Annotated in this window: 20 protein-coding genes; 13 read left to right on the top strand and 7 right to left on the bottom strand. The window is 61.2% G+C overall.

All coding sequences use genetic code 11. The features are described from left to right. The first annotated feature begins 2 nt into the window (after positions 1 to 2). The 6 genes from AC5ZG5_RS05020 to AC5ZG5_RS04995 all read left to right on the top strand — a co-directional run bounded on the left by AC5ZG5_RS05020 (position 3) and on the right by AC5ZG5_RS04995 (position 4,862). The gene (locus AC5ZG5_RS05020) at positions 3 to 938 is read left to right on the top strand and encodes a phosphotransferase (protein ID WP_456641263.1); all 936 of its coding nucleotides are present in this window, start codon (positions 3 to 5) and stop codon (positions 936 to 938) included. After that, complete coding sequence (gene hisN / locus AC5ZG5_RS05015) at positions 938 to 1,726, top strand: histidinol-phosphatase (RefSeq protein ID WP_456641262.1); 789 nt, start codon at positions 938 to 940, stop codon at positions 1,724 to 1,726. The genes AC5ZG5_RS05020 and hisN overlap by 1 nt, the downstream gene beginning before the upstream one ends. Before the next feature lie 9 nt (positions 1,727 to 1,735). After that, a complete protein-coding gene (locus AC5ZG5_RS05010) occupies positions 1,736 to 3,127 on the top strand; it encodes an ethanolamine ammonia-lyase subunit EutB (RefSeq protein ID WP_456641261.1) in 1,392 nt (463 codons plus the stop codon). Between the two features lies 1 nt (position 3,128). Further along, positions 3,129 to 3,887, top strand: a complete 759-nt coding sequence (eutC, locus tag AC5ZG5_RS05005; RefSeq protein WP_456641260.1) for an ethanolamine ammonia-lyase subunit EutC — start codon at positions 3,129 to 3,131, stop codon at positions 3,885 to 3,887. 227 nt (positions 3,888 to 4,114) lie between these two features. Continuing rightward, positions 4,115 to 4,585: a hypothetical protein gene (locus AC5ZG5_RS05000; protein ID WP_456641259.1), complete on the top strand. Its 471-nt coding sequence runs from the start codon at positions 4,115 to 4,117 to the stop codon at positions 4,583 to 4,585. A 64-nt stretch (positions 4,586 to 4,649) separates the two neighbouring features. Continuing rightward, complete coding sequence (locus tag AC5ZG5_RS04995) at positions 4,650 to 4,862, top strand: hypothetical protein (RefSeq protein WP_456641258.1); 213 nt, start codon at positions 4,650 to 4,652, stop codon at positions 4,860 to 4,862. 350 nt (positions 4,863 to 5,212) lie between these two features. Here the strand turns inward: AC5ZG5_RS04995 and AC5ZG5_RS04990 are convergent, their stop codons facing one another. After that, the gene (locus AC5ZG5_RS04990) at positions 5,213 to 5,431 is read right to left on the bottom strand and encodes a hypothetical protein (RefSeq protein ID WP_456641257.1); all 219 of its coding nucleotides are present in this window, start codon (positions 5,429 to 5,431) and stop codon (positions 5,213 to 5,215) included. Between the two features lie 315 nt (positions 5,432 to 5,746). On the opposite strand from AC5ZG5_RS04990, the gene AC5ZG5_RS04985 reads away from it, so the two are divergent. The 7 genes from AC5ZG5_RS04985 to AC5ZG5_RS04955 all read left to right on the top strand — a co-directional run bounded on the left by AC5ZG5_RS04985 (position 5,747) and on the right by AC5ZG5_RS04955 (position 12,316). Beyond that, on the top strand, positions 5,747 to 6,025 hold the full coding sequence (locus AC5ZG5_RS04985; protein WP_456641256.1) for a hypothetical protein: 279 nt from the start codon (positions 5,747 to 5,749) through the stop codon (positions 6,023 to 6,025). 254 nt (positions 6,026 to 6,279) lie between these two features. Then, positions 6,280 to 8,235, top strand: a complete 1,956-nt coding sequence (locus AC5ZG5_RS04980) for an APC family permease (protein WP_456641255.1) — start codon at positions 6,280 to 6,282, stop codon at positions 8,233 to 8,235. Between the two features lie 209 nt (positions 8,236 to 8,444). Continuing rightward, positions 8,445 to 8,912 carry a metallophosphoesterase family protein gene (locus tag AC5ZG5_RS04975; RefSeq protein WP_456641254.1) on the top strand — a complete coding sequence of 156 codons (468 nt, stop codon included), beginning with the start codon at positions 8,445 to 8,447 and terminating at the stop codon, positions 8,910 to 8,912. Between the two features lie 481 nt (positions 8,913 to 9,393). Continuing rightward, entirely contained in the window at positions 9,394 to 10,608 is a 1,215-nt protein-coding gene (locus AC5ZG5_RS04970; RefSeq protein WP_456641253.1) for a hypothetical protein, read from the top strand. Beyond that, entirely contained in the window at positions 10,601 to 11,224 is a 624-nt protein-coding gene (locus AC5ZG5_RS04965; protein ID WP_456641252.1) for a YtxH domain-containing protein, read from the top strand. Before AC5ZG5_RS04970 ends, AC5ZG5_RS04965 begins: the two co-directional genes overlap by 8 nt. Then, positions 11,208 to 11,600 carry a phage holin family protein gene (locus tag AC5ZG5_RS04960; protein ID WP_456641251.1) on the top strand — a complete coding sequence of 131 codons (393 nt, stop codon included), beginning with the start codon at positions 11,208 to 11,210 and terminating at the stop codon, positions 11,598 to 11,600. Before AC5ZG5_RS04965 ends, AC5ZG5_RS04960 begins: the two co-directional genes overlap by 17 nt. Further along, positions 11,597 to 12,316 carry a hypothetical protein gene (locus AC5ZG5_RS04955; RefSeq protein ID WP_456641250.1) on the top strand — a complete coding sequence of 240 codons (720 nt, stop codon included), beginning with the start codon at positions 11,597 to 11,599 and terminating at the stop codon, positions 12,314 to 12,316. The genes AC5ZG5_RS04960 and AC5ZG5_RS04955 overlap by 4 nt, the downstream gene beginning before the upstream one ends. Before the next feature lie 157 nt (positions 12,317 to 12,473). Here the strand turns inward: AC5ZG5_RS04955 and AC5ZG5_RS04950 are convergent, their stop codons facing one another. The 6 genes from AC5ZG5_RS04950 to AC5ZG5_RS04925 form a co-directional block, all read right to left on the bottom strand. Continuing rightward, on the bottom strand, positions 12,474 to 13,511 hold the full coding sequence (locus tag AC5ZG5_RS04950) for a YihY/virulence factor BrkB family protein (RefSeq protein ID WP_456641249.1): 1,038 nt from the start codon (positions 13,509 to 13,511) through the stop codon (positions 12,474 to 12,476). Between the two features lie 172 nt (positions 13,512 to 13,683). Then, the gene (locus tag AC5ZG5_RS04945; protein ID WP_130222643.1) at positions 13,684 to 14,748 is read right to left on the bottom strand and encodes a UDP-glucuronic acid decarboxylase family protein; all 1,065 of its coding nucleotides are present in this window, start codon (positions 14,746 to 14,748) and stop codon (positions 13,684 to 13,686) included. Between the two features lie 13 nt (positions 14,749 to 14,761). Then, positions 14,762 to 15,886 (bottom strand): CgeB family protein, encoded by a 1,125-nt coding sequence (locus tag AC5ZG5_RS04940; protein ID WP_456641248.1) that lies wholly within the window; start codon positions 15,884 to 15,886, stop codon positions 14,762 to 14,764. Continuing rightward, the gene (locus tag AC5ZG5_RS04935) at positions 15,883 to 16,971 is read right to left on the bottom strand and encodes a CgeB family protein (protein ID WP_456641247.1); all 1,089 of its coding nucleotides are present in this window, start codon (positions 16,969 to 16,971) and stop codon (positions 15,883 to 15,885) included. Before AC5ZG5_RS04935 ends, AC5ZG5_RS04940 begins: the two co-directional genes overlap by 4 nt. Continuing rightward, positions 16,968 to 18,098 carry a CgeB family protein gene (locus AC5ZG5_RS04930; protein ID WP_456641246.1) on the bottom strand — a complete coding sequence of 377 codons (1,131 nt, stop codon included), beginning with the start codon at positions 18,096 to 18,098 and terminating at the stop codon, positions 16,968 to 16,970. Before AC5ZG5_RS04930 ends, AC5ZG5_RS04935 begins: the two co-directional genes overlap by 4 nt. Next, positions 18,095 to 19,177: a glycosyltransferase family 4 protein gene (locus AC5ZG5_RS04925; RefSeq protein WP_456641324.1), complete on the bottom strand. Its 1,083-nt coding sequence runs from the start codon at positions 19,175 to 19,177 to the stop codon at positions 18,095 to 18,097. The genes AC5ZG5_RS04930 and AC5ZG5_RS04925 overlap by 4 nt, the downstream gene beginning before the upstream one ends. Positions 19,178 to 19,188 lie beyond the last annotated feature (11 nt).

Raw genomic sequence — 19,188 nt, 5'->3', positions numbered from 1 at the left:
TTATGCTTGAAATCGGTGCGGCCAGGTCAGATGCCGAGCGAACGCTCGAGGCGGCCATTGTTCAGGTGGAGGCCTGGAAGCCCTGCCGCCTGTCCTATCGGCCGGTCTCCGGCGGCATCAGCAACACCAATTTTCTTGTGCGGGTCGATGGCGATCCGGTTGGATACTTTGTGAAGATACCGGGGCGCGGCACCGAGATGTTCATCGATCGCAGCGCGGCGCGGGCGGCAAGCAAGCAGGCCGAGGCAATGGATGTCGGGCCGAGGACGTTTGACTTTCTCGACCACCTGGACATCGAGATTTCCGAATTCCTTGATGACCGGCGAGCCTCCACCCATCGCGACTTCGTCGATCCCGCCTTTCGCGCCACCGTGGTGAGCATGTATCGCCGCTTGCACGAGGCGCCGCCACTTCCGCTGACCAAGACCGTATTCGACATGATTGAGGAGCACTATGAGCAGGTGAAGCAGCTCGGCGGCTACTGGCCCGAGGACCATGCCTGGCTCTACCGTCAGTATAAGCAGGCCCGGGCGGCTCTCGAGGCGTCCGGGCTCGATCTCGTGCCTTGCTTCAACGATCCAATGCCAGGGAATTTCCTGGTCGGGGTCGACAAGTCGATCAAGCTAATCGACTTCGAATATGCATCCAACAACGAACGGCTTTATGACTTGGCCATCTGGAGCAGCGAGCACTTCTTCTCGGAGGATGTCGAGCAGGAAATCATCGAGGAATATTTCGGCCGCTATGACAAGCGATGGCACGCGCGCTTCATCGTCCACAAGGCGCTCGCCGACATCAAGTGGAGCACCTGGGCGCTGGTGCAGAACCGGATGTCGACGTTGGATTTTGATTTCTACAAATATGGCATATGGAAGCACATGCGCGCGCGTTCCATCATCTATGACCCGCGCTGGCCGTCATTCCTGAAGGCGCTGTGATGGTCAAACTTGCCGTGGCGGTAGACGATGCGGATGTCTACCTTTCCTTCGCCGCCGAGCTCGCTGACGCGGTCAGGCCCATCGTGCTGTCCTATTTCCGCACCCCACTGGATGTCATTTCCAAGCCCGATGCGAGTCCGGTGACGATTGCCGATCGAACCGTCGAACTGCACCTCAGGGAACGGATCGAGGCGCGTTATCCCGACCACGGCATCATCGGTGAGGAGATTGGGGTCAAGCGCGGCAACGCCTTCACATGGGTCATCGATCCGATCGACGGCACCAAGAGCTTCATCACTGGCTTTCCCTTGTTCGGTACGCTGATCTCGCTGACTTATGAGGGGCAGCCCTTCTGTGGTTTGATCGACGCCCCGGCCACCGGCGAGCGGTGGATGGCGAAGCCCGGTCTGACGTTGTTCGGCGGCAGATTGGTCCGGACGAGCGCCTGCGAAGCCATCGCAGATGCCCGTTTCTATACGACGTCACCCGATATGTTCGCGAACGAGGACGCAGAAGTGTTCGAGCGGCTTTCGAGATCCGCCAAGCTGCGGCGTTTTGGGGGCGATTGCTACATCTATGGTCTGCTCGCGTCGGGACATTGTGACATCGTTCTGGAAACGGGACTGCAGCCATATGACTATATGGCCCTGGTTCCGATCGTGCAGGGGGCGGGGGGATGCATCACTGACTGGAAGGGAAGCCCGCTTTCAATTCATTCCGAGGGGCGCGTGTTGGCGTCTGCCACGCCGAAACTTCACGCGGAAGCGCTGGCCCTCATCAACCGATAGCAAGCGATCATGCCCTACAAGACGACGATCGAGCAAACGGTCTTCAGTTTCGCTGACCTCAAGGATCTCTTGGCCAAGGCGACGCCCGAGCGATCGGGCGACCAGCTTGCCGGCATCGCTGCGGACGGACCGGTCGAGCGGCTTGCCGCGCAGATGACGCTGGCGGACGTTCCCCTCAAGACGTTCCTCGACGAGGAATTGATCCCCGCCGACTGGGACGAAGTCTCGCGCCTGATTGTCGATCGCCATGACCCGGCGGCTTTCGAGATCATCTCGTCGCTGACCGTTGGTGAATTCCGCGAATGGCTTCTCAAGCCGGAAACGGGCCAGCGGCAGCTTGAGGCGGTGACGTTCGGCCTGACGCCTGAGATGGTGGCCGCGGTCTCGAAGATCATGCGCTTGCAGGATCTGATCTCAGTGGCGTCCAAGCGGGAGGTCGTCACCCGCTTCCGGTCGACAATTGGACTGAAGGGGCGGCTTTCGACGCGCAATCAGCCAAACCATCCGACCGATGACTCCTACGGCATTGCCGCCTCCGCAATCGATGGGCTCCTGATGGGGTCGGGGGATGCGGTGATCGGGGTAAATCCGGCAACCGACACCGTGGATGACTACGTGCGCATTGTCTCGCTCCTCGACGAACTGCGCATGCGCCTTTCGATTCCGACGCAAACATGCTGTCTGGGTCACGTGACGACTGCCATCAAGGCAACCGCTGCGAAGGCTCCGGTGGATCTCGTGTTCCAGTCGATCGCCGGATCGCAGAAGGCAAATGACGGTTTCGGCGTCAGTTTGGCGCTGCTCAAGGAGGCACATGAGGCTGTACGTGACCTCGGGCGCGGTGCGATCGATGCGAATTTGATGTACTTCGAGACCGGACAGGGGGCGGCACTTTCGGCCGAGGCGAACTTCGGCGTCGATCAGCAGACCATGGAAGCCCGCGCCTATGCGGTTGCGCGCGAATTCAGGCCCTTGCTCGTGAATACCGTGGTTGGATTCATTGGCCCGGAATATCTCTTCAATGGAAAGCAGATCATTCGTGCCGGCCTGGAAGATCATTTTTGCGGTAAGCTGCTCGGCTTACCGATGGGAGTGGACGTCTGCTACACCAACCACGCCGACGCCGATCAGGAAGACATGGACGCGCTGCTGACCCTGCTTTGCGCGGCCAACGTCAACTTCGTCATCACCGTTCCCGGCGCGGACGATGTGATGCTGAACTACCAGTCACTCGCGCATCATGACGCGGTCTATTGCCGAGAAATCCTGAAGCGTCCGCCGGCACCGGAGTTCGAGCGATGGCTGGTGGATATCGGGTTGACCGACATGGCCGGCCGCCTCTTGGACGCCCCGCCGAGGCTCGCTGATCGCATTGCGGATGCCAGGCTGCTCGGAGCGTGACGTGAAGGATGATCTGGCAAAGGAAACGGCAGGGTCGGTCGACTTGCGGCACATGACGGAAGCGCGCGTGCTTCTGGGTCGATTTGGTGCCGGGCTGCCAACGCGCGCCGCGCAGTTGTTTCTACTCGATCATGCACGCGCGCGTCAGGCCGTCTGGTCTGCAGTCGATTGGGCTTCACTTCGAGCCAACCTTGCTGATCTAAGTCCGGGAACGGTCGATGTCGAAAGCCAGGCCGTCGATCGCGGCACCTATATCCGACGCCCTGATCTGGGCCGAAAACTCTCTCCGGAGTCCGCGGAGCGCCTCGCAGGTATCCATCCGGGTTGTGATGTCGTGATCGTGGTGGCGGATGGATTGTCGGCCAGCGCCATCAACATCAATGCCGTGCCGCTTGTGCAAGCGATCGTCGAACGTCTTTCATCTCGGCAGCTTTCCATGGCACCGCTGATTTTGGCATCGCTCGCGCGCGTCGCGCTCGGTGATCCCGTGGCGGAAATCATCCGTGCTCGGGTTTCGATTGTGCTCATCGGAGAGCGACCCGGCCTTTCCTCAGCGGATAGTCTAGGCGCCTACATGACATGCTTGCCGAAGGCGGGTACGCCCGATTCAAGGAGGAACTGCATCTCGAATATTCGTAACGGCGGGCTGAGCGCCGACAACGCCGCGGATGCCGTGGTGTCGCTGGTTTTGGATATGCTGAAGGCAGGTACCAGCGGAGTCGCCTTGAAGGATGCCGTGGCGCGCTTGCCGACCAGCTAACGCCGACGGGCTTGCCGTGCGGATTTGGTTGGGTGTGTGTACCGAAAATCTTATCCGAGTTGATGACGTGATCGAATCGCCTAGGCGCCTACGACCTCTACCTCGCCAGCTTCCGCAATCCGGCGCATCTTCCCAACGAGAACGACTACGAGCCGAGCCGGATCTGTGCCCGCTCGGGTTCGATCATCGGCCCGGTTGCCACCACGACGACGTCCCGAAGCGCGACGATGTGGGCCAACGAGCAGACCTGGCTACGTGCCGGCAAGGACATCCGCAATGTCACGCTGGACCTGCGTAACCTTCACCGAACCGACACGACATGGCTGGAGGGCGGCAACGACATCATCAATGCCGACCTCTCGGTGGAGGGGCCCGGCTCGGTGCTGCTGACCGCCGGACGCGACGTCTACAATCCGCGAACGGTGAGCATCGGCAATCGCCGGTTCGACGGCAACAACCGCCCGATCACGGGAACGGACATCCGCGGCCTTCCCGCCGACGGCGCCTCAATCGACGTGATCGCCGGCCTGAACGGCAAGTCCCCGGACTACACGGCGTTCGTCGCCGCCTATCTCGATCCGGCGAAGGTCGCCGCAATGCCCGCCTATTTCACCACGACCGTCGACGGCCAGATCGTGCCGCATCGACAATCTTGCCGAGGACGACGTCAAGATCGCGCCACTGACCCTCGATACTAAGGACAAGGCGGCAGCGGACGCGGTCAAGGATGCGACCCAGCAAACGCCCTCAGATCGGCCTTCGGTGATCATTGTTGAGTTTCTCGGCTACGGCGGCGGTGACGGCGAGCGGCGGCAGGACGATGACAAGAGGTCGCGTTGGACGCGCGAACGCAGCGGTCAGTCGCCGGCTTACGATCCTGGAAATCCGGTTCAATTCGTCGGCATCGGGAAGCTCACTGCAGATCAGGCGCAGAAGCTGACGCCGAATGAGCGGCGCGCGCTCGAGGCGCAGTAAATGAAAGAGCGGGCAAGTTGAACGAGATCTTTGACCGTTGAGACGCGATCGGGCCCGGGTCTCTCAGTTGCCAGCTCGACGCGCTGATGTGCCGCGCGGTCTTTTGGCGTACCGCCATGCGAACAAACTGGCGGCTCGCGAGTTATCCTCCATCACTGGCATGACACTACGCATGGTGGGCGCCGGTGGTCGAAAGACCGATCGCGCTCCCGCCTGCATACGAGGGAGTTGCGCCATGTTAAAGCGGCGTCGTTTTAAGAACACCACCTTGGAAGAGTTGCTCGCGGGCGAGGTGCAGCATCCGCGGAAAATGGCCGAAAGCAGGCCAGCTGGGAGCGAGAGAGAGCAGCTTATTCGCAAAGCTCGGCAAGCTGAAATAGCGTCTGACCTGATGCTGCGCCGATATCGCCGGCTCTCCTAGCTGGCATCGCGCGCGAAGCGAGCAGCGCTAATTTTTCTTCCAATGATGTTGTGGGTGCCCGGGGGCAAAGCCAGTTGAGCGGCTCTCCGGGATCGTCAGTGCGGTCAGCGGCGTACTTCGTCGGCATCAACTTCTCGGCCTGTACCAAGGGCGACTACAATCCTCCATTGAGGGCGTCACTCCCAGAACGGGAGCTCAACACACCCGCGTTTCGCCCGTTCCTGAGAGCATCCGCGCGGCTGGCCAACGGCGCTGGGCTTGAAGAACATGACGACGACAGGTGATCCGGGATCCCCGCCGCGATGCGGTTTTTGTCCGGAAACTCCGGCGCGGATCGGTCCTAGTTTACGCCGGATCATTCGCCGTCGAAATGGCCTGCCGTGCCGTCGCAAATAGCTCCAGCTCCCGGGAACGATCGCCGCTTTGCGGGTTTGAGCGTGGAGTCAGTATGGGAGGAGATCTCATGAGAATCTCAATTCTCGCGCTAGTCGTCGGTTTGGGAGCCGTGATCGCGCTGCCGACCATGGCGCAGCAGCAGACCGTGCCGAACCCGCAGATGCAGGAGGAGGCGGACAAGGGCGCCAAGACCCGTCAGTCCGGCGAATCGGGCTATGTCGGCGAGCAGGAGAAGCCGGGTGCTTCCGCCCACGCCCCTGGACGACCCGCCGACCAGCCGACGACGGGATCCAGCAGTGGCACGAGCCGCACTTCGCCCTCCGGAACGGGCGAAAAATCTCGCTAAGCAAGTCCTCGAAAAAGCAGCGCTGTCTTCGCCTGCGACGGCCGCAAAGCGCCATCTCGAGATTCGTGCGCTGCTCTTCTCAGAGTCAGCAACACTCCACCCATTAGGAACCTACGGAATTTACAAGTCTTGGTGTTCGGAGCGCCTGACCTTGCGAATACGGCAGGCCGTGGGGCGCCCTCGACTTCGGCTGTGTCCCTCGGTGGGTAAGCTGAAGAATGGTAGGATGTATCTTGTTGGTCGGGATAGCGAGTGTGAGCGCGCTTGATCTTCTTCTCGGACGACGCTTGGCCAACCGGGAGTTCAAGGAGCGCAAGATCGGGGCCTTTGAGGGCCTTCCGGCAATGGGACTCGATGGACTTGGCTCATCCGCCTACGGTCCTGAAGCCGCCCTCACCATCCTCATTCCGCTCGGAGCAGCCGCGACGTCCTTTATCGGCTGGGTCATGGCGCCGATCGTGGTCCTCCTTGCGATCTTGTTTGCCTCGTACTGGCAAACCATCCGAGCCTACCCGAACAACGGTGGTGCGTATGTCGTTGCCAAGGACAACCTTGGTACCAGTCCTAGTCTGCTCGCCGCGGCGGCTCTGATGGTCGACTACGTCTTGAACGTTGCCGTCGGCATCGCGGCGGGAGTTGGCGCGCTGGTTTCGGCGGCGCCGACCTTGCACGCCTACATTCTCCCGCTGTGTCTCGGTATTCTCGCGCTCGTGACGATTGTGAACCTCCGCGGCACGCTCGATGCTGGCCGGATGTTTGCTTTGCCTACTTATCTGTTCGTGGCCAGCTTCGGCATCATTCTCGCTGTCGGAGCGTATAAAGTCATGATCTCCAGCGGATCGCCCCAGCCGGCTGTCCCGCCGCCCCCAATGGGACACGCAATCGAAACCGCGAGTCTCTGGCTACTGCTGCGCGCCTTCGCAAGCGGCTGCACGGCGATGACGGGAGTGGAGGCTGTGTCCAACGGCATGACCGCCTTTCGTGAGCCGACGATTAAGTACGGTCACCGTACGTTGACGGCGATCGTCGTCATCCTCGGCACGCTGCTGATCGGCATCGCCTTTCTCACTCGCGCCTATGGCATCGGCGCTATGGATCAGGAGCAGGAGGGCTACCGCAGTGTTCTGTCCCAGCTTGCGGCCGCCATTGTGGGAAACGGCGCTCTCTATTATGTCGCGATCGGTTCACTGCTGTGCGTGCTGGCTCTTTCGGCCAATACGAGCTTCGTGGATTTCCCTCGCCTTTGCCGCGTAGTCGCCCAAGACGGCTTCCTGCCCAAATCCTTCGCAGTTGCGGGCCGACGATTGGTCTTCGACGTCGGCATCCTATATCTGGCGTTCACATCGGGATTTCTCCTGACGGTCTTTGGCGGCATAACCGACAGGCTCATCCCACTGTTTGCGATCGGTGCATTTCTCACCTTCACCATCTCGCAAACTGGCATGGTATGGCATTGGCGCCGAGCCATTGCCGAGGAGGAAGCACCCAAGAAGGAACTGAAAGCCCATCTCGTGATCAATGCGATCGGCGCGATCACGACAGGTACTGCTCTCATCGTGATCATCGCGGCCAAGTTCATAGAGGGAGCTTGGATCACCATTTTGGTGCTTCCGCTCGTCATCGTTCTGCTCAAAACGATACGCGCCTACTATGACGAGCTTGCCACCCAGCTCCGCGATCCCGCCCCTTTGGATCTCAGCGGATTGGCTCCGCCTATTGTCGTTGTCGCGTTCGAGAGTTGGAACAGGCTGAGCGACAACGCTTTGAAATTTGCGTTGAGCATCTCGCCGGAAGTCGTCGCCGTTCATCTCCTACAGCTATCGGGTCCAGATGTCGCGGATGAACAGCGAATTCTTCGCGACCAATGGCGAAGAGATGTCGAGGTGCCGGCAGAGCAAGCGGGACTCCTGCCTCCACGCCTTGTCGTTCTCCAGGCGCAATACCGCGCGATTCAGCAGCCGATGTTGAGGGTGATCGATGAGATCAGAGACAAATTTCCCGGTAGGCGACTCGCGGTGCTGATCCCAGAAGTGGTTAAACGACGTTGGTACCAACACCTGCTGCATACGCATCGCGCCCTCCGGCTGCGCTCTCGACTAATCGGACTCGGACAGCCTGATGTGACCGTGATCAACCTTCCGTGGCGGTTGGACCTGGACAATGAGCCCGGCAAGGAGCGAAGCGCCGCCAGAGGTGATCGGTCCGCTTGAGCATGCGGCAAGCAAGATGCTTTTCGTTCGCACTCTTACGGCAGGTGCGATGCTCGTTCCGATCGATCATAATGGGCTGGCGACGAAGCTGAGCGAGGCGGGCGGTTGCTTTGTGTTGGCTGTCGTTGGCGTCGCATTGTTCTATAACGGCAAGGATAGCGCCACGTCATTCGACCCGAACAGGGGTACCGCACGAGGACACTGACGCATTGCTCAGGATCGGAGTCATCTCGGATACCCACGGCCTGCTGCGTCCCGAGGTTGAGCCACGGCTCGCCGGGGTCGCGCATATCATCCATGCCGGCGATATCGGTCGCCCAGACGTGATCGCCCGGCTCCGCCGGATTGCGCCTGTGACTGCGATCAGAGGGAACGTCGATACCGGCGACTGGGCGGAGCGCTATCCTGACACCCAGACGATAAGGCTCGGCGGGCGGTCCATCTACATCCTGCACAACCTCCAGGAATTACGGCTCGATCCTGGTTTGTGCGGAATTGACGTGGTCGTTTTCGGCCACTCGCATCGACCGCAGATCGAGACCATTGACGGAGTGCTTTATCTCAATCCCGGAAGCGCTGGGCCCCGGCGCTTTAAGTTGCCTGTGACCCTGGCCATTCTTGAGCTGACCGCAAGTGGCCTTCGGCCTGTGATTCACCGTCTCGCTTGTGCGGACTAATCGCCAGCAAAGCGCCTCTGCCAAACGTCACTGTCGTCTCCTCCAACGAGGTCCTCTCCTCCAATCAAGCTCGTAGGTTCAAATTTGTGAGGACCATCCGGAGTTCCTAGGAAAGAGGACCGTGCGCTCTTGGGACAACGCTGCTGTCACTTGCGGCGGCTCAACGGAGCATCAGGCCGATCTGACGTAGCAACGGAGAGCCTGCGAGGCGCTGGACGAACTTGCGCGCAGGCACCCTCAACGTGATCCTCTCCCACGATCGTACCCATAGGAACGAAAGGGCCGGCAACGAGTAAGGTCGTTCTCTCGGTATTCTTATTGCCAAGAGTCTATCCGACCAGACAGTCTCTGCCACCTTGGCGGGACTGTCTGGGGTAAGCGAGCTGGTCAATGATTTTTCCTCGTACCGCAGCATCTGCCTGTCCATCGTCGTTTCGCTTGCGACGAGATGAAGCTGCGGATCGAGGAACCAACGCGGTGAATGCAGGTTCGGCTTCTAGATGAATTTAGGTGTACAAACATGACTCAAACTGACGCGCGTTCGCTTCAACAGATCAGGCAGGAGACCGAGCAGACTCGGGCCAGCCTTACGCAGACGGTCGAACAGCTTCGCCATAGCGTCACGGACACGGCTCAGGACATACGGGGGCGCATCAGTCCGGCCGCTATCAAAGCCGAGGTTTCAGGCTTCGTCCGCTCCCGCGGTGAGCAACTGCTCGGCGATGTCACCACCACGGCACGGGAGAACCCGATGCAGGCAGTCGCCGTAGGCGCCAGTCTTGCCTATCCGTTGTTTCGCCTTGCTCGAACGGTGCCGTTCCCGGTGTGGATGATCGGCGCCGGCCTCTACCTGGCGAGTTCCAACAGCGGCAAGGCAGCGACGCAGAAGGCTTCGGCCATCGCCGCTGATTTGTCTGACGACGTTGTCCGTCGCGCACGCGGCTTCAGCGACCAAATCGCCGATGCCACTAATAGCGCTAAAGAAGCCGTCATGGGCGGTCTTGATCGGGTGACCTCCGCCGGAGCCGAGCACGAACGCGAGGCGGGCAGCTCCGCTCAGACCGCGCTGATGTCGGGCTCTGAGCGGCTACGCGGGGCAGCAGAATCGACCGGCGCCTCGGTCAGGAGCAGCGGAGCCGAACTGAGAGATCACATGGCCGGAAAGATCGGCGCTGCTGCTGGTTCCGTGAGGGACATTGCAGACGGCGCGACCTCGACAGGTCAGAGGCTTGCAGGGGCGGCCAAGGATTCGGCAAGCGAGACGTTGAGATCGGGACGGGAGACCGCCTCCGATTTGGGAGATCGTGCAACGAAAACGTTCCGCGAGACGATTGAGCAGAATCCGCTTCTGGTCGCTGGCATCGGGCTGCTCATCGGCGGCGTGATCGCTAGCGCGCTTCCGCGAACCGAGCTGGAGGACGACATGGTCGGTGAGACCAGCAGCTCGGTCAAGCGTCGCGTACAAACCGCTGCGTCCCACGGTTTCGAAGCCGCAAAAGACGCTGCCGGAGAAGCCGCCCGGCGCGCGGCGGACCAGGCCGAAGCGGAGGGGCTCAGCGCGGATGGCGTGCGTGAGGGAGCGAATGACTTGGGGCAACGCGTCCGCCGAGTGGCAGAGGCTGCAGTGACCACAGCCTTCGAACCACCAGAGGACAGTCAATCATCAGGTTTCCACGGAGAAGATAGTCATGGCTGACCAGGTTTTTACCGAAAAGAGTTTCGATCCTGCGGAACAGGATTTCCAGGAAGCAGGTCGCGCCGCAAAGAGCGCGGGCGAGCAAGCTGCCTCTGCGGGGCGCGACCTCAAGGATCGGGCAGCGGAGATGGCAAGTTCCTCGGCGGATGCCATCAAGGACCAGGCCTCGGAGTTCGTCGAGGCCGCCAAGGATTTGGGATCGCAGGCTGCCGATCGGGTCAAGGAAACGGTTGACGATCGGAAAGATGCCGGCGCTCAATACGTCAGCAACATTGCCGAAGCGATGCGAAGGGCAGCCAGCGAATTTGACGGCGAACTGCCAGTTGCCGGCACCTACATGCGCAAGGCGGCGTCGCAGGTCGAAACCGTGTCGGCCTCGCTGAAGAACGGCGATTTCGATGATCTCCTGCGCAACGCGAGGACTTTTGCACGCCGGCAGCCGACGGCATTCCTCGGAATAGCCGCGCTTGCGGGATTCGGCATGGTGCGGTTTCTGAAAAGCTCAGCCGAACATTCAGGGGACACCGGCCCGCGCGTAACGTCCGGGGTTGGTCAACGGGATGGAATAAGCCGTCAGTCCGAAACTCGAGGGTATCGCGATGGCATCTCAAGTTAGCCGTTCGATTCCAGATCTTGTCGGTGATGCCGTCAGCCAGCTTGCAAAGTTGATCGGCAATGAGTTCGAGCTTGCCCGGGCTGAATTCTCGGAAAAAATTAGCCAGGCGGGTCGGGCAGGAGCGATGATCGGCGCCGGGGCGGTCATTTTCATTCCAGCCCTGGTGTTGCTGCTGATGTCAGCAGCTGCTGGCCTGATGCATGCCGGGCTTTCCGACCCGATTGCCTATCTCCTCGTCGGGGGTGTCTCAGCTTTAGTCTCGGCGGGGCTAGTCTGGATTGGGCTGAGCAGGCTCTCGGGTGATGCCCTCAAGCCAACGGTCACGATAGAGCAGGTTCAACGTGACAAGGCGGCAGCGAAGGAGATGATGCGATGAGGGACGTTTCAGAGACACGATCGGATTTTCTGCGCGGCCTCGGCGACGCGGCGAGCCGGAACCCGCTCTCGGCTGCGCTGATCGGCATGGGGGTGGTATGGCTATTCAGCCGCGGTGAACTGGGTCGTACGACGGACGCAGTGCGTTCGGGTTTTGATCGTGCCACGGATACTGCACAAGGTGTCCTGGAAGGCGCCGGGTCGACCGTTAGGTCCAGCGTCGGCTCGGCCGCCGAAACGCTTCAGGACAGTGCTGCCGGAGTGATCGATCGCACCGCGCACCTGGGCCGCCGGCAGGCCGACACGCTTTCCGGATATGCGAAGACGGTTCCTGATGGGGCGGCTGGGACAATCGAAAGCCTGGGGTCCGCCCTGGCTGATCTGTTTCGAAGACAACCACTTGCGCTTGGTGCTGTCGGTATTGCCGCGGGCGCGTGCATCGCTTCAGCGTTCCCGACAACGAAGGCCGAAGCGGAGTACCTCGGCGAAGCGAGCGAGGCGGTGAAGGAAAAAGCTCACGAGTTCACGGCCGAGCAGGTAGCTCGAGCGGGTGAAGCAGCCGGAAAGGCAGTTCACGCTGCGGCTGACGAGGCGCGCAAACAGGGTCTTACGATCGAGGGAGCCAAGTCGGCTGCAAACGAGATGGCCGCGAAGTTCGAGCGCGTGGTCGACGCAGCGGAGCAGGGGGCATCCGCGAAGGCTGACGCGATGCGCTAGGATCGAGGAGACGCGAGTGGCCGAGAGCGGGTGGTCGCTGACCCAATTATCTACAGAACTCGCCCGTACATGGGGCGCCGAGACCGTAACCGACTAGGAGATTGCCAGCGATAGGTCGCAGGTTCCTAGCAACGAGGCGTCCGTTGCTACGCGGATGTCAGCTCGTCTTTTGTTCTCCTACCGTGTCCGCCATGCGTGCGCTTCGCGCGCCGAGCGGCTTGCCTGAACCATCGGTGCTGTCTCGTGCCGTCTGATGTTCGACTTCAGCGTTGAGTTCTGCGCTCACCAGTATGACGATGGTCGACATCCACATCCACATCATCAAGCCAATCGCTGCCCCCAGCGAGCCGTAGGTCGCGTCGTAGTTGGCGTAATTTGCAAGATAGAAGGAGAAGGCCGCAGATCCGGCCAGCCAGCTCAACGTCGCGAAGACGCTTCCGACCGTCAGCCACCGCCATTGTGGGGAACGTCGGCTTGGCCCATATCGATATAGTACAGCCAGTCCGAACAGCATGGCCAGGACGAGGACAGGCCAGCGGCCAATGCGTAGTAGGTTATCGGCAAGCGAGCTCGCCCCGAATGTCCCAAGGATGACGGGCAGAGCTACCACCCCGCTGATGGCAACAAGTGCGGCGATGATGCCGCCGAAGGTGAACGCCAACGAGACGGCGTTCAGCTTGAAGAAGCCGCGCTTCTCGTCCTCCTCATACACGACGTTGAGCGCATCGATGACTGCCTTCATGCCCCCGTTTGCACTCCACACCGCGAGAAAGAAGCTGAACGCAAAGGCAAACCCAAGCTTGGTATTCCCCTTCGCAACTACGCGATCGACCTGATCTCGCACGATGTCCAAGGCGCCCTGCGGTAGGAGGCCGGCCAACGCGGCCAGATGGTCATTGATGGCCGTTGGCGAAGAAAACAGCGCATAGCAGGATACGATTGCTGTGATCGCGGGGAAGAGCGCAAGCAGTCCGTAGAACACGACACCCGCCGCGACGGCCAGAACCCTGTCCTTGTTGATCTGTTCGTAGGTCCTGAGCAGGATGTCCTTCCATCCCGCCCATGGAATTTGCCAGGGAGACGTCGCGCCGCGGCCACGATGATCCTGTTCCGCCGGCTCTCCGAGCCGATCGCGGGCTTCACGTGCTTGACCTGCCTTGTCTCTCGGCGGATCTGGAAAGCGAATACTGGACATGGCGCATCGAAACGTTTCCGATTCAATCCTGGCGGACGGACATCGTTCCTGAACGCCTATTCTGGTGGAAGGAAGATTCGCCACAGGATGGCGCCAGGAGAGCATCCCCGTCTGTTGCCATCGATCCGCTGCGTTGCACCTCGCGCTCAACCTGTTCAAGCCGCCGTCGGCGTCACTGCTGGCTGGCGATGGTCAATCGAGCGCGCGCTGCATGTGGGGGGTTCCGCGAGGCGTGCGCTGGCACCAGCACTGGCATCGCGGTCGCAACACGCAACGCGAAATAGGCGATGGTTGCCTGCAGGCCTTCTTTCAGCGCGATACGCGGACGCCAGCCTAGCGACCGCTCGGCAGTGTCGATCACCGGCTTGCGCCGTTTTGGGTCATCCTTCGGCAGCGGCTCAAAACGCAGCGGCGAGGCCGAATTGGTATAGGCGAGAACTTCACGCGCCACGGACTCGATGGTGATTTCCTGCGGGTTGCCGAGGTTGCAAGGCCCGCTGATGGAGGACGGGCTCTCCATCAGCAATTCGAGCCCGCGAATGAGATCGTCGACAAAGCAGAAGCTTCGTGTCTGCGTTCCCTTTCCATAGATCGTGATCGGTTCGCCGCGCAGCGCCTGCACGATGAAATTCGACACCACGCGCCCGTCGTTCTCCAGCATACGCGGCCCATAGGTGTTGAAGATGCGCGCGACTTTCACCTCGAGGCCATGGGTTCGGTGATAGTCGAACATCAATGTCTCCGCAGCGCGCTTTCCCTCATCATAGCAGGCACGCGGACCGATCGTGTTGACATGGCCGACATAGGATTCGGGTTGCGGGTGCACCTCGGGATCGCCATAGACCTCGCTGGTCGAGGCCTGCAGGACGCGGGCCGATTTCTTCCGCGCGAGTTCCAGCAAGTTCATGGTGCCGACGACGCAGGTCTTCATCGTACCGATCGGATCCGCCTGATAGTGACGCGGTGAAGCCGGACAGGCAAGGCTATAGATCTGATCGATGTCGTCATTGATACTAAGCGGATCGCGCACGTCACATTCGACGAACCGAAAGTTCGGATGATTGAGCAATGGGCGGATATTGTCGACCGTGCCGGTGAACAGATTGTCGACGCAGATCACAGTCGCGCCCCGCTGCAGCAGCGAATCGCAGAGATGCGAACCGATGAAGCCGGCGCCCCCGGCGATCAGCACGGTTTTGGTGCGGCGGGAAGGCCGAAGGCGGACCTGAAACGTCATGGAATCTCCTCTCTCATATCTCGGTGACCTGCATCTGCGGGCTGATCGACGGCCGGGTGGATTTGCGGCAGCGCCGCGCAGTTGCCTCGAGATAATGGGCATCCAACTGCCGGGCGCGATGTTCGGGCGTGTGATCGGCCAGGATGCGCCTGCGCGCGTTTTCGGCGATCGTCCGCCGGCGTTCCTCAGGCATCTCGCGAAGGATCTGGACCACCTCGCGCGTTTCGGAGACCAGGAGGATCTCCATCGATGGCATGAAAATCGTTTCGATCCCGGGCCATCGATCGGAGATAACCGGCGTTCCGCAGGCGGCGGCTTCGAACAGCCGCACGCTCGGTGAAAAGCCGAGCGTGCGCATGTCGGCGCGGGTGGCGTTCAAGGCGAAGCGCTGCTCCGAATAGAATTGTGCGTGCAGGGTCGGCGCGAGATGCTCGATCCGTTCGACATTTTCGCGCCAGGCGAGATGCTCTGGATATTGCGATCCCGCGACTGCGAATCGTTGATCCGGCAGTATTCCGGCAGGCGCAAGCAGCAGTCGCTCCAGCAGCGGCTGCCGGTCTTCGCTATAGGTGCCAAGGTAACCCAGCGACCACTTGATTTGCGCCTCCCGCGGGCGGTAGAGGCTCGTATCGGCGCTGCAATAGAGGACGCGGGCGAGCGGACTGCCAAAGTCATCCTCGATCATTTTCGGCACCGGTCCACCGCTAAAGGACAAATAGAGATCAAAGCGCGGGATCATGGCGCCGGAGATGTAGCCTAGTCCTCGATCGAGTCCAGCGAGCGTGACCGGCGTATCGATGTCGTAAAAGGCCGTTATTCCCCGCGCATGCGTCGTCACCCATTCGGAGATCGCGATTCCGTCCGGCACGTAGGAGCCGATGATCACCAGATTGGCATCGCGGATCAGCTTGCCGAACCGTCGGGCAAGCTCCGGCAGCGACTGGTAGAGCTTGACGGTCCATGTCGACGGCTTTGCAAGGTCTCGATGATCGCGGTACCATGGAGCGTCCCGCTCGAGGAACGTGACGCGGTGGCCGCGCTTCGCGATGGCGTCGATTAAGGCACGGTAGGTGGTGGCATGACCGTTGCCCCAGGAAGACGTGACCGAGAGCCCGATGACCACAATGTTGAGATTCATTCTGCTGCCTCGATTCTCTTGTCCATTCCCGCGAAAAGGTCATCGAATTGGCGCGCTCGGTGGCGGTAGGTGTGAAGGCTGAGAATGCGTGCCCTTGCGCGCTCCGCGATCGCATGTGCGCGCTCCGGGCTCAGTGAATTCAGGTGCTCTGCCACCTCGGCTCCGTTGGCTGCCACCAGCACTTCACGATTCGGTTCGAGGAAATGGTCGATGCCTTCCCAGTCGTCGGTGATCAGGCACGCGCCAGCGCCGATCGCTTCGAACACACGGGTCGGCGGCGAGAACCCGTAACGGGCCATGCTGTTGCGGTTGACGTTCAGCGTCGCAAGAGCAGAGCCGAAGAACGCGTTGTGATCGCTGGTGCCGACGTGCCCGACCTTGCGAACATTGGACGGTGCCTCCTTGCTCTCCCAGCCGGATCCCCCCAGAGTAAAGGTCTTGCCGGGCGTCCGGGTCGCGACATCGAGGAAAAATTGATCGATGCGCTGCTCGCGGTCGGGCAGGCGGTTGGCAAGCAGACCGAGATCGCATTCGAATTTGGTGTCGGCCGGCGCCGGAAAATGCGTCGCCGGATCCAGCGCATTGTAGATAGGAACGCAGTCCCGGGCGCCCATCGCGCGATAAGCTGCCGCGACGCAATCCCCGCCGCCGTAGGTGAGTACGATGTCATAACGCGGGATCGCTTTGCGCAGATGATGGCGTGGATGGCTCGACATCGCATCCAGCGTGGCTGGCGCGTCGACATCCCAGTAGATGCGGATCGCGCTTGATGGAATTTCAACAATCGCCTTTTCCAATTCGACGTCAAACACGCCGACGCCACTCGCCTTGATCAGCAGGTCCGCGGAACGAGCGGCGACCTCCAGGGAGCGCTGCCATCCCTCCAGCGTCGCCGGATAGACGACTACCTTGGCCCACGATGGATCGTCGATATCGCGATGAGCCTGTCGCTCGAATGCATCGGGCTCGAAGAAGGTGATGTCATGCCCGAGCGCTGCGATTTCCTTCAGCATGCCGCGGTAGTAGGTCGCGGCGCCGTTCCAGTAGGACGAGACGAGGCTCGAACCGAAGAAGCAGATCTTCATGCGATGGCTCCCTCGTGTTCGGCGGGCTGCGATGACGGACGCGCGCCTTGAATCTCATCGACGATGTTGAGAAGCTGCATAGCGCGATGGCCGCAGGTGTGACGGCTTTGGATCACTCGGAGACCGATTTCGGCGGTTTCAGCCGCGAACGCCTGGTCGTTCAGAAGCGTCGCCAGCACGCGGGTCATCTGCGTTCCGTTCTCGGCTCGCAGATAGGCGTTCTGCGGGAACATATTCTCAATATCGTCCCAAGGGGCCGAGACGATGGGAATGCCGCAGGCCATGGCCTCGAACATCCGTATCGTTGGAATGCCTGGCAGCGATCGTGCATAGGGGCCACGCGGCACATGCACAGTGCAACGCGCGGTAGCAAAGGCCGCAGCCGCGCGATGCGCCGGAAGCCAGCCGCGGTATTCGATGCCGGCTTGCTCAATCGCGCGGTGCGCGGCTTCCGAATAGCGGACGCCGTAGATGCGTGTCTGGGCGCTCAACTCCAATACTGGCCGAACCAGAAACTCGTTGAGTTCGGCAGCGCGCTCGCCATCGCCCCAATTGCCGATCCAGACCACGTCATGGGTTCGCGTGATATGCGGCAGCGGGCGATAGAGCTTTGTATCAGCCGCTTCGTGCCAGGTGAATGCACGCTCGGCCCATCCGAGCCGCAGATAGATCTGACGAAGTGCTTCGCCGAAGGCGAGTACGCCGTCGAATCCATTGAGGTCGAACCGCGCAAGCTCGTCGGGGGCGGTGACGGCGCGATGATGGGTGTCATGGAACAGAAGCGCGTAGGGTGCGCCGAGCGCGCGGCGGCGGCCGATCGCTTCGATCAGCTCCGGCGGATTCCATTCATGGACGATCACAAGCCCAGCGCCATCCAGCGCCTCGTCGAGGTCGAGTGAGGCGTCATATTGGCGGATATCGACGCTGGGAAAAAGATCCGCTACCTCGCGAAGGGTATTCGAACCACTGTCACGGATCGCATTCGTCCGGCTCCAGCCGTCAGCAGGTTCATAGACTACGACCTCGTGACCGAGCGCGCCGAGCTCGCGGGCGATGCCGCGGAGGAAATGGGCATTGCCATTGTTCCAGCAGGATGTGAACGCATGACAGAAGAGGATGCATTTCATGCGTGCATCTCCAGCTCATGCCTTGAAACGGGCCGCCGCGCGGTGGCCACCAGATTCGTGTACAGTTGCAGATAGGCGCTCGCCGTCCTCGCCAGGGGGTAGCGCCGCGAGCGCGCCCAGGCGTCGCGTTGCAATTGTGCTCTCTTGTCGTCGTCCGCGCATAACGCATCGAGGGCGCGACGTAGGCCTTTTCTGCTCGTCGGATCAACGAATACGGCAGCGCCGCTCCATAGCTCGCGGAATGTCGGAATGTCGGATAGGATCAGTGCACATCCTGCGGAGGCAGCTTCCAGGACCGAAAGGCCGAACGGCTCGTAGAGCGCCGGACTTGCGAAGATCGCCGCACGTTGCATGCGGGCGCGCAACTCGTCGTGGGAAAGATGGCCTAGCCAAGAAACGCTGGCTGAGGCGGCATCATCGGCGGGGCCCGCGATGTGTAGCGGCCAACGGACGCCTTTCGCTGCGTCGGTCAGTGTTGCGATGTTCTTGGCGCGATCCCATAGCCGGCCCGCCGCAAGGATGTAGTCTTCCTTCTTGTGTGGTGGAGAAGCAGGTGCGATGCCGTTCCGAATCACCAAGCCGGGCGCGCTGGGGTGGTACAGATCGGAAATGACGTCGTAGAACGCACAGCTCGGGCTGACCCACGCTTGCGCCCGGCTCAGGCCCGCGACGATAGCGGCCGTGTAACGTCGCCAGGCCGGCCTATCGAGCCATGCGGTATCGTGACAGGCGAGACCCCATGACTTGACGCAGGAGTGCGCCACCACGAGCACCGGCGCATGCCACTCAAACGCCGCCTCACGGAAGCTGTTGAGATGAACGACGTCAGGCCGGACCTCTTCCTCCAGCTCGGCAAAGGCGCGCTGGGCGACCGGTCGATCGCTGTCTTCCGGATCCTGCCATTCGAGTGCAAGGTCGGTCTCGATCAGGTGCACGCGATCATCCTTCAGCATTGCGCGCTGGTCCACTCTCGCGCGCGGCCCCATCGTCACAAGATGAACCTCGGCGCCGGAAGCGGCGAGCGCTGTCGCAAGCGCGGAAGCATAGGTCCACACGCCGCCGACGGTATCCGACGTCATCAGAATCCTGA

This window comes from Bradyrhizobium sp. Ses1 (assembly GCF_059512365.1).
The sequence above is the reverse complement of the archived record's forward strand: the minus strand, read 5'-3'. Positions and strand labels throughout refer to the sequence as shown.

What these genes read in the sequence shown, in the direction of transcription:
- AC5ZG5_RS05000 (WP_456641259.1), top strand. Translation starts at nt 4,115, where the DNA reads ATGTGGGCCAACGAGCAGACCTGGCTACGTGCCGGCAAGGACATCCGC.
- AC5ZG5_RS04970 (WP_456641253.1), top strand. Translation starts at nt 9,394, where the DNA reads ATGCAGGTTCGGCTTCTAGATGAATTTAGGTGTACAAACATGACTCAA.
- AC5ZG5_RS04945 (WP_130222643.1), bottom strand. Translation starts at nt 14,748, where the DNA reads ATGACGTTTCAGGTCCGCCTTCGGCCTTCCCGCCGCACCAAAACCGTG.
- AC5ZG5_RS04930 (WP_456641246.1), bottom strand. Translation starts at nt 18,098, where the DNA reads ATGAAATGCATCCTCTTCTGTCATGCGTTCACATCCTGCTGGAACAAT.
- AC5ZG5_RS04955 (WP_456641250.1), top strand. Translation starts at nt 11,597, where the DNA reads ATGAGGGACGTTTCAGAGACACGATCGGATTTTCTGCGCGGCCTCGGC.
- AC5ZG5_RS05020 (WP_456641263.1), top strand. Translation starts at nt 3, where the DNA reads ATGCTTGAAATCGGTGCGGCCAGGTCAGATGCCGAGCGAACGCTCGAG.
- AC5ZG5_RS04935 (WP_456641247.1), bottom strand. Translation starts at nt 16,971, where the DNA reads ATGAAGATCTGCTTCTTCGGTTCGAGCCTCGTCTCGTCCTACTGGAAC.
- AC5ZG5_RS04950 (WP_456641249.1), bottom strand. Translation starts at nt 13,511, where the DNA reads ATGTCCAGTATTCGCTTTCCAGATCCGCCGAGAGACAAGGCAGGTCAA.
- AC5ZG5_RS04940 (WP_456641248.1), bottom strand. Translation starts at nt 15,886, where the DNA reads ATGAATCTCAACATTGTGGTCATCGGGCTCTCGGTCACGTCTTCCTGG.
- hisN (WP_456641262.1), top strand. Translation starts at nt 938, where the DNA reads ATGGTCAAACTTGCCGTGGCGGTAGACGATGCGGATGTCTACCTTTCC.
- AC5ZG5_RS04925 (WP_456641324.1), bottom strand. Translation starts at nt 19,177, where the DNA reads ATGACGTCGGATACCGTCGGCGGCGTGTGGACCTATGCTTCCGCGCTT.
- AC5ZG5_RS04965 (WP_456641252.1), top strand. Translation starts at nt 10,601, where the DNA reads ATGGCTGACCAGGTTTTTACCGAAAAGAGTTTCGATCCTGCGGAACAG.
- AC5ZG5_RS05010 (WP_456641261.1), top strand. Translation starts at nt 1,736, where the DNA reads ATGCCCTACAAGACGACGATCGAGCAAACGGTCTTCAGTTTCGCTGAC.
- AC5ZG5_RS04985 (WP_456641256.1), top strand. Translation starts at nt 5,747, where the DNA reads ATGAGAATCTCAATTCTCGCGCTAGTCGTCGGTTTGGGAGCCGTGATC.
- AC5ZG5_RS04960 (WP_456641251.1), top strand. Translation starts at nt 11,208, where the DNA reads ATGGCATCTCAAGTTAGCCGTTCGATTCCAGATCTTGTCGGTGATGCC.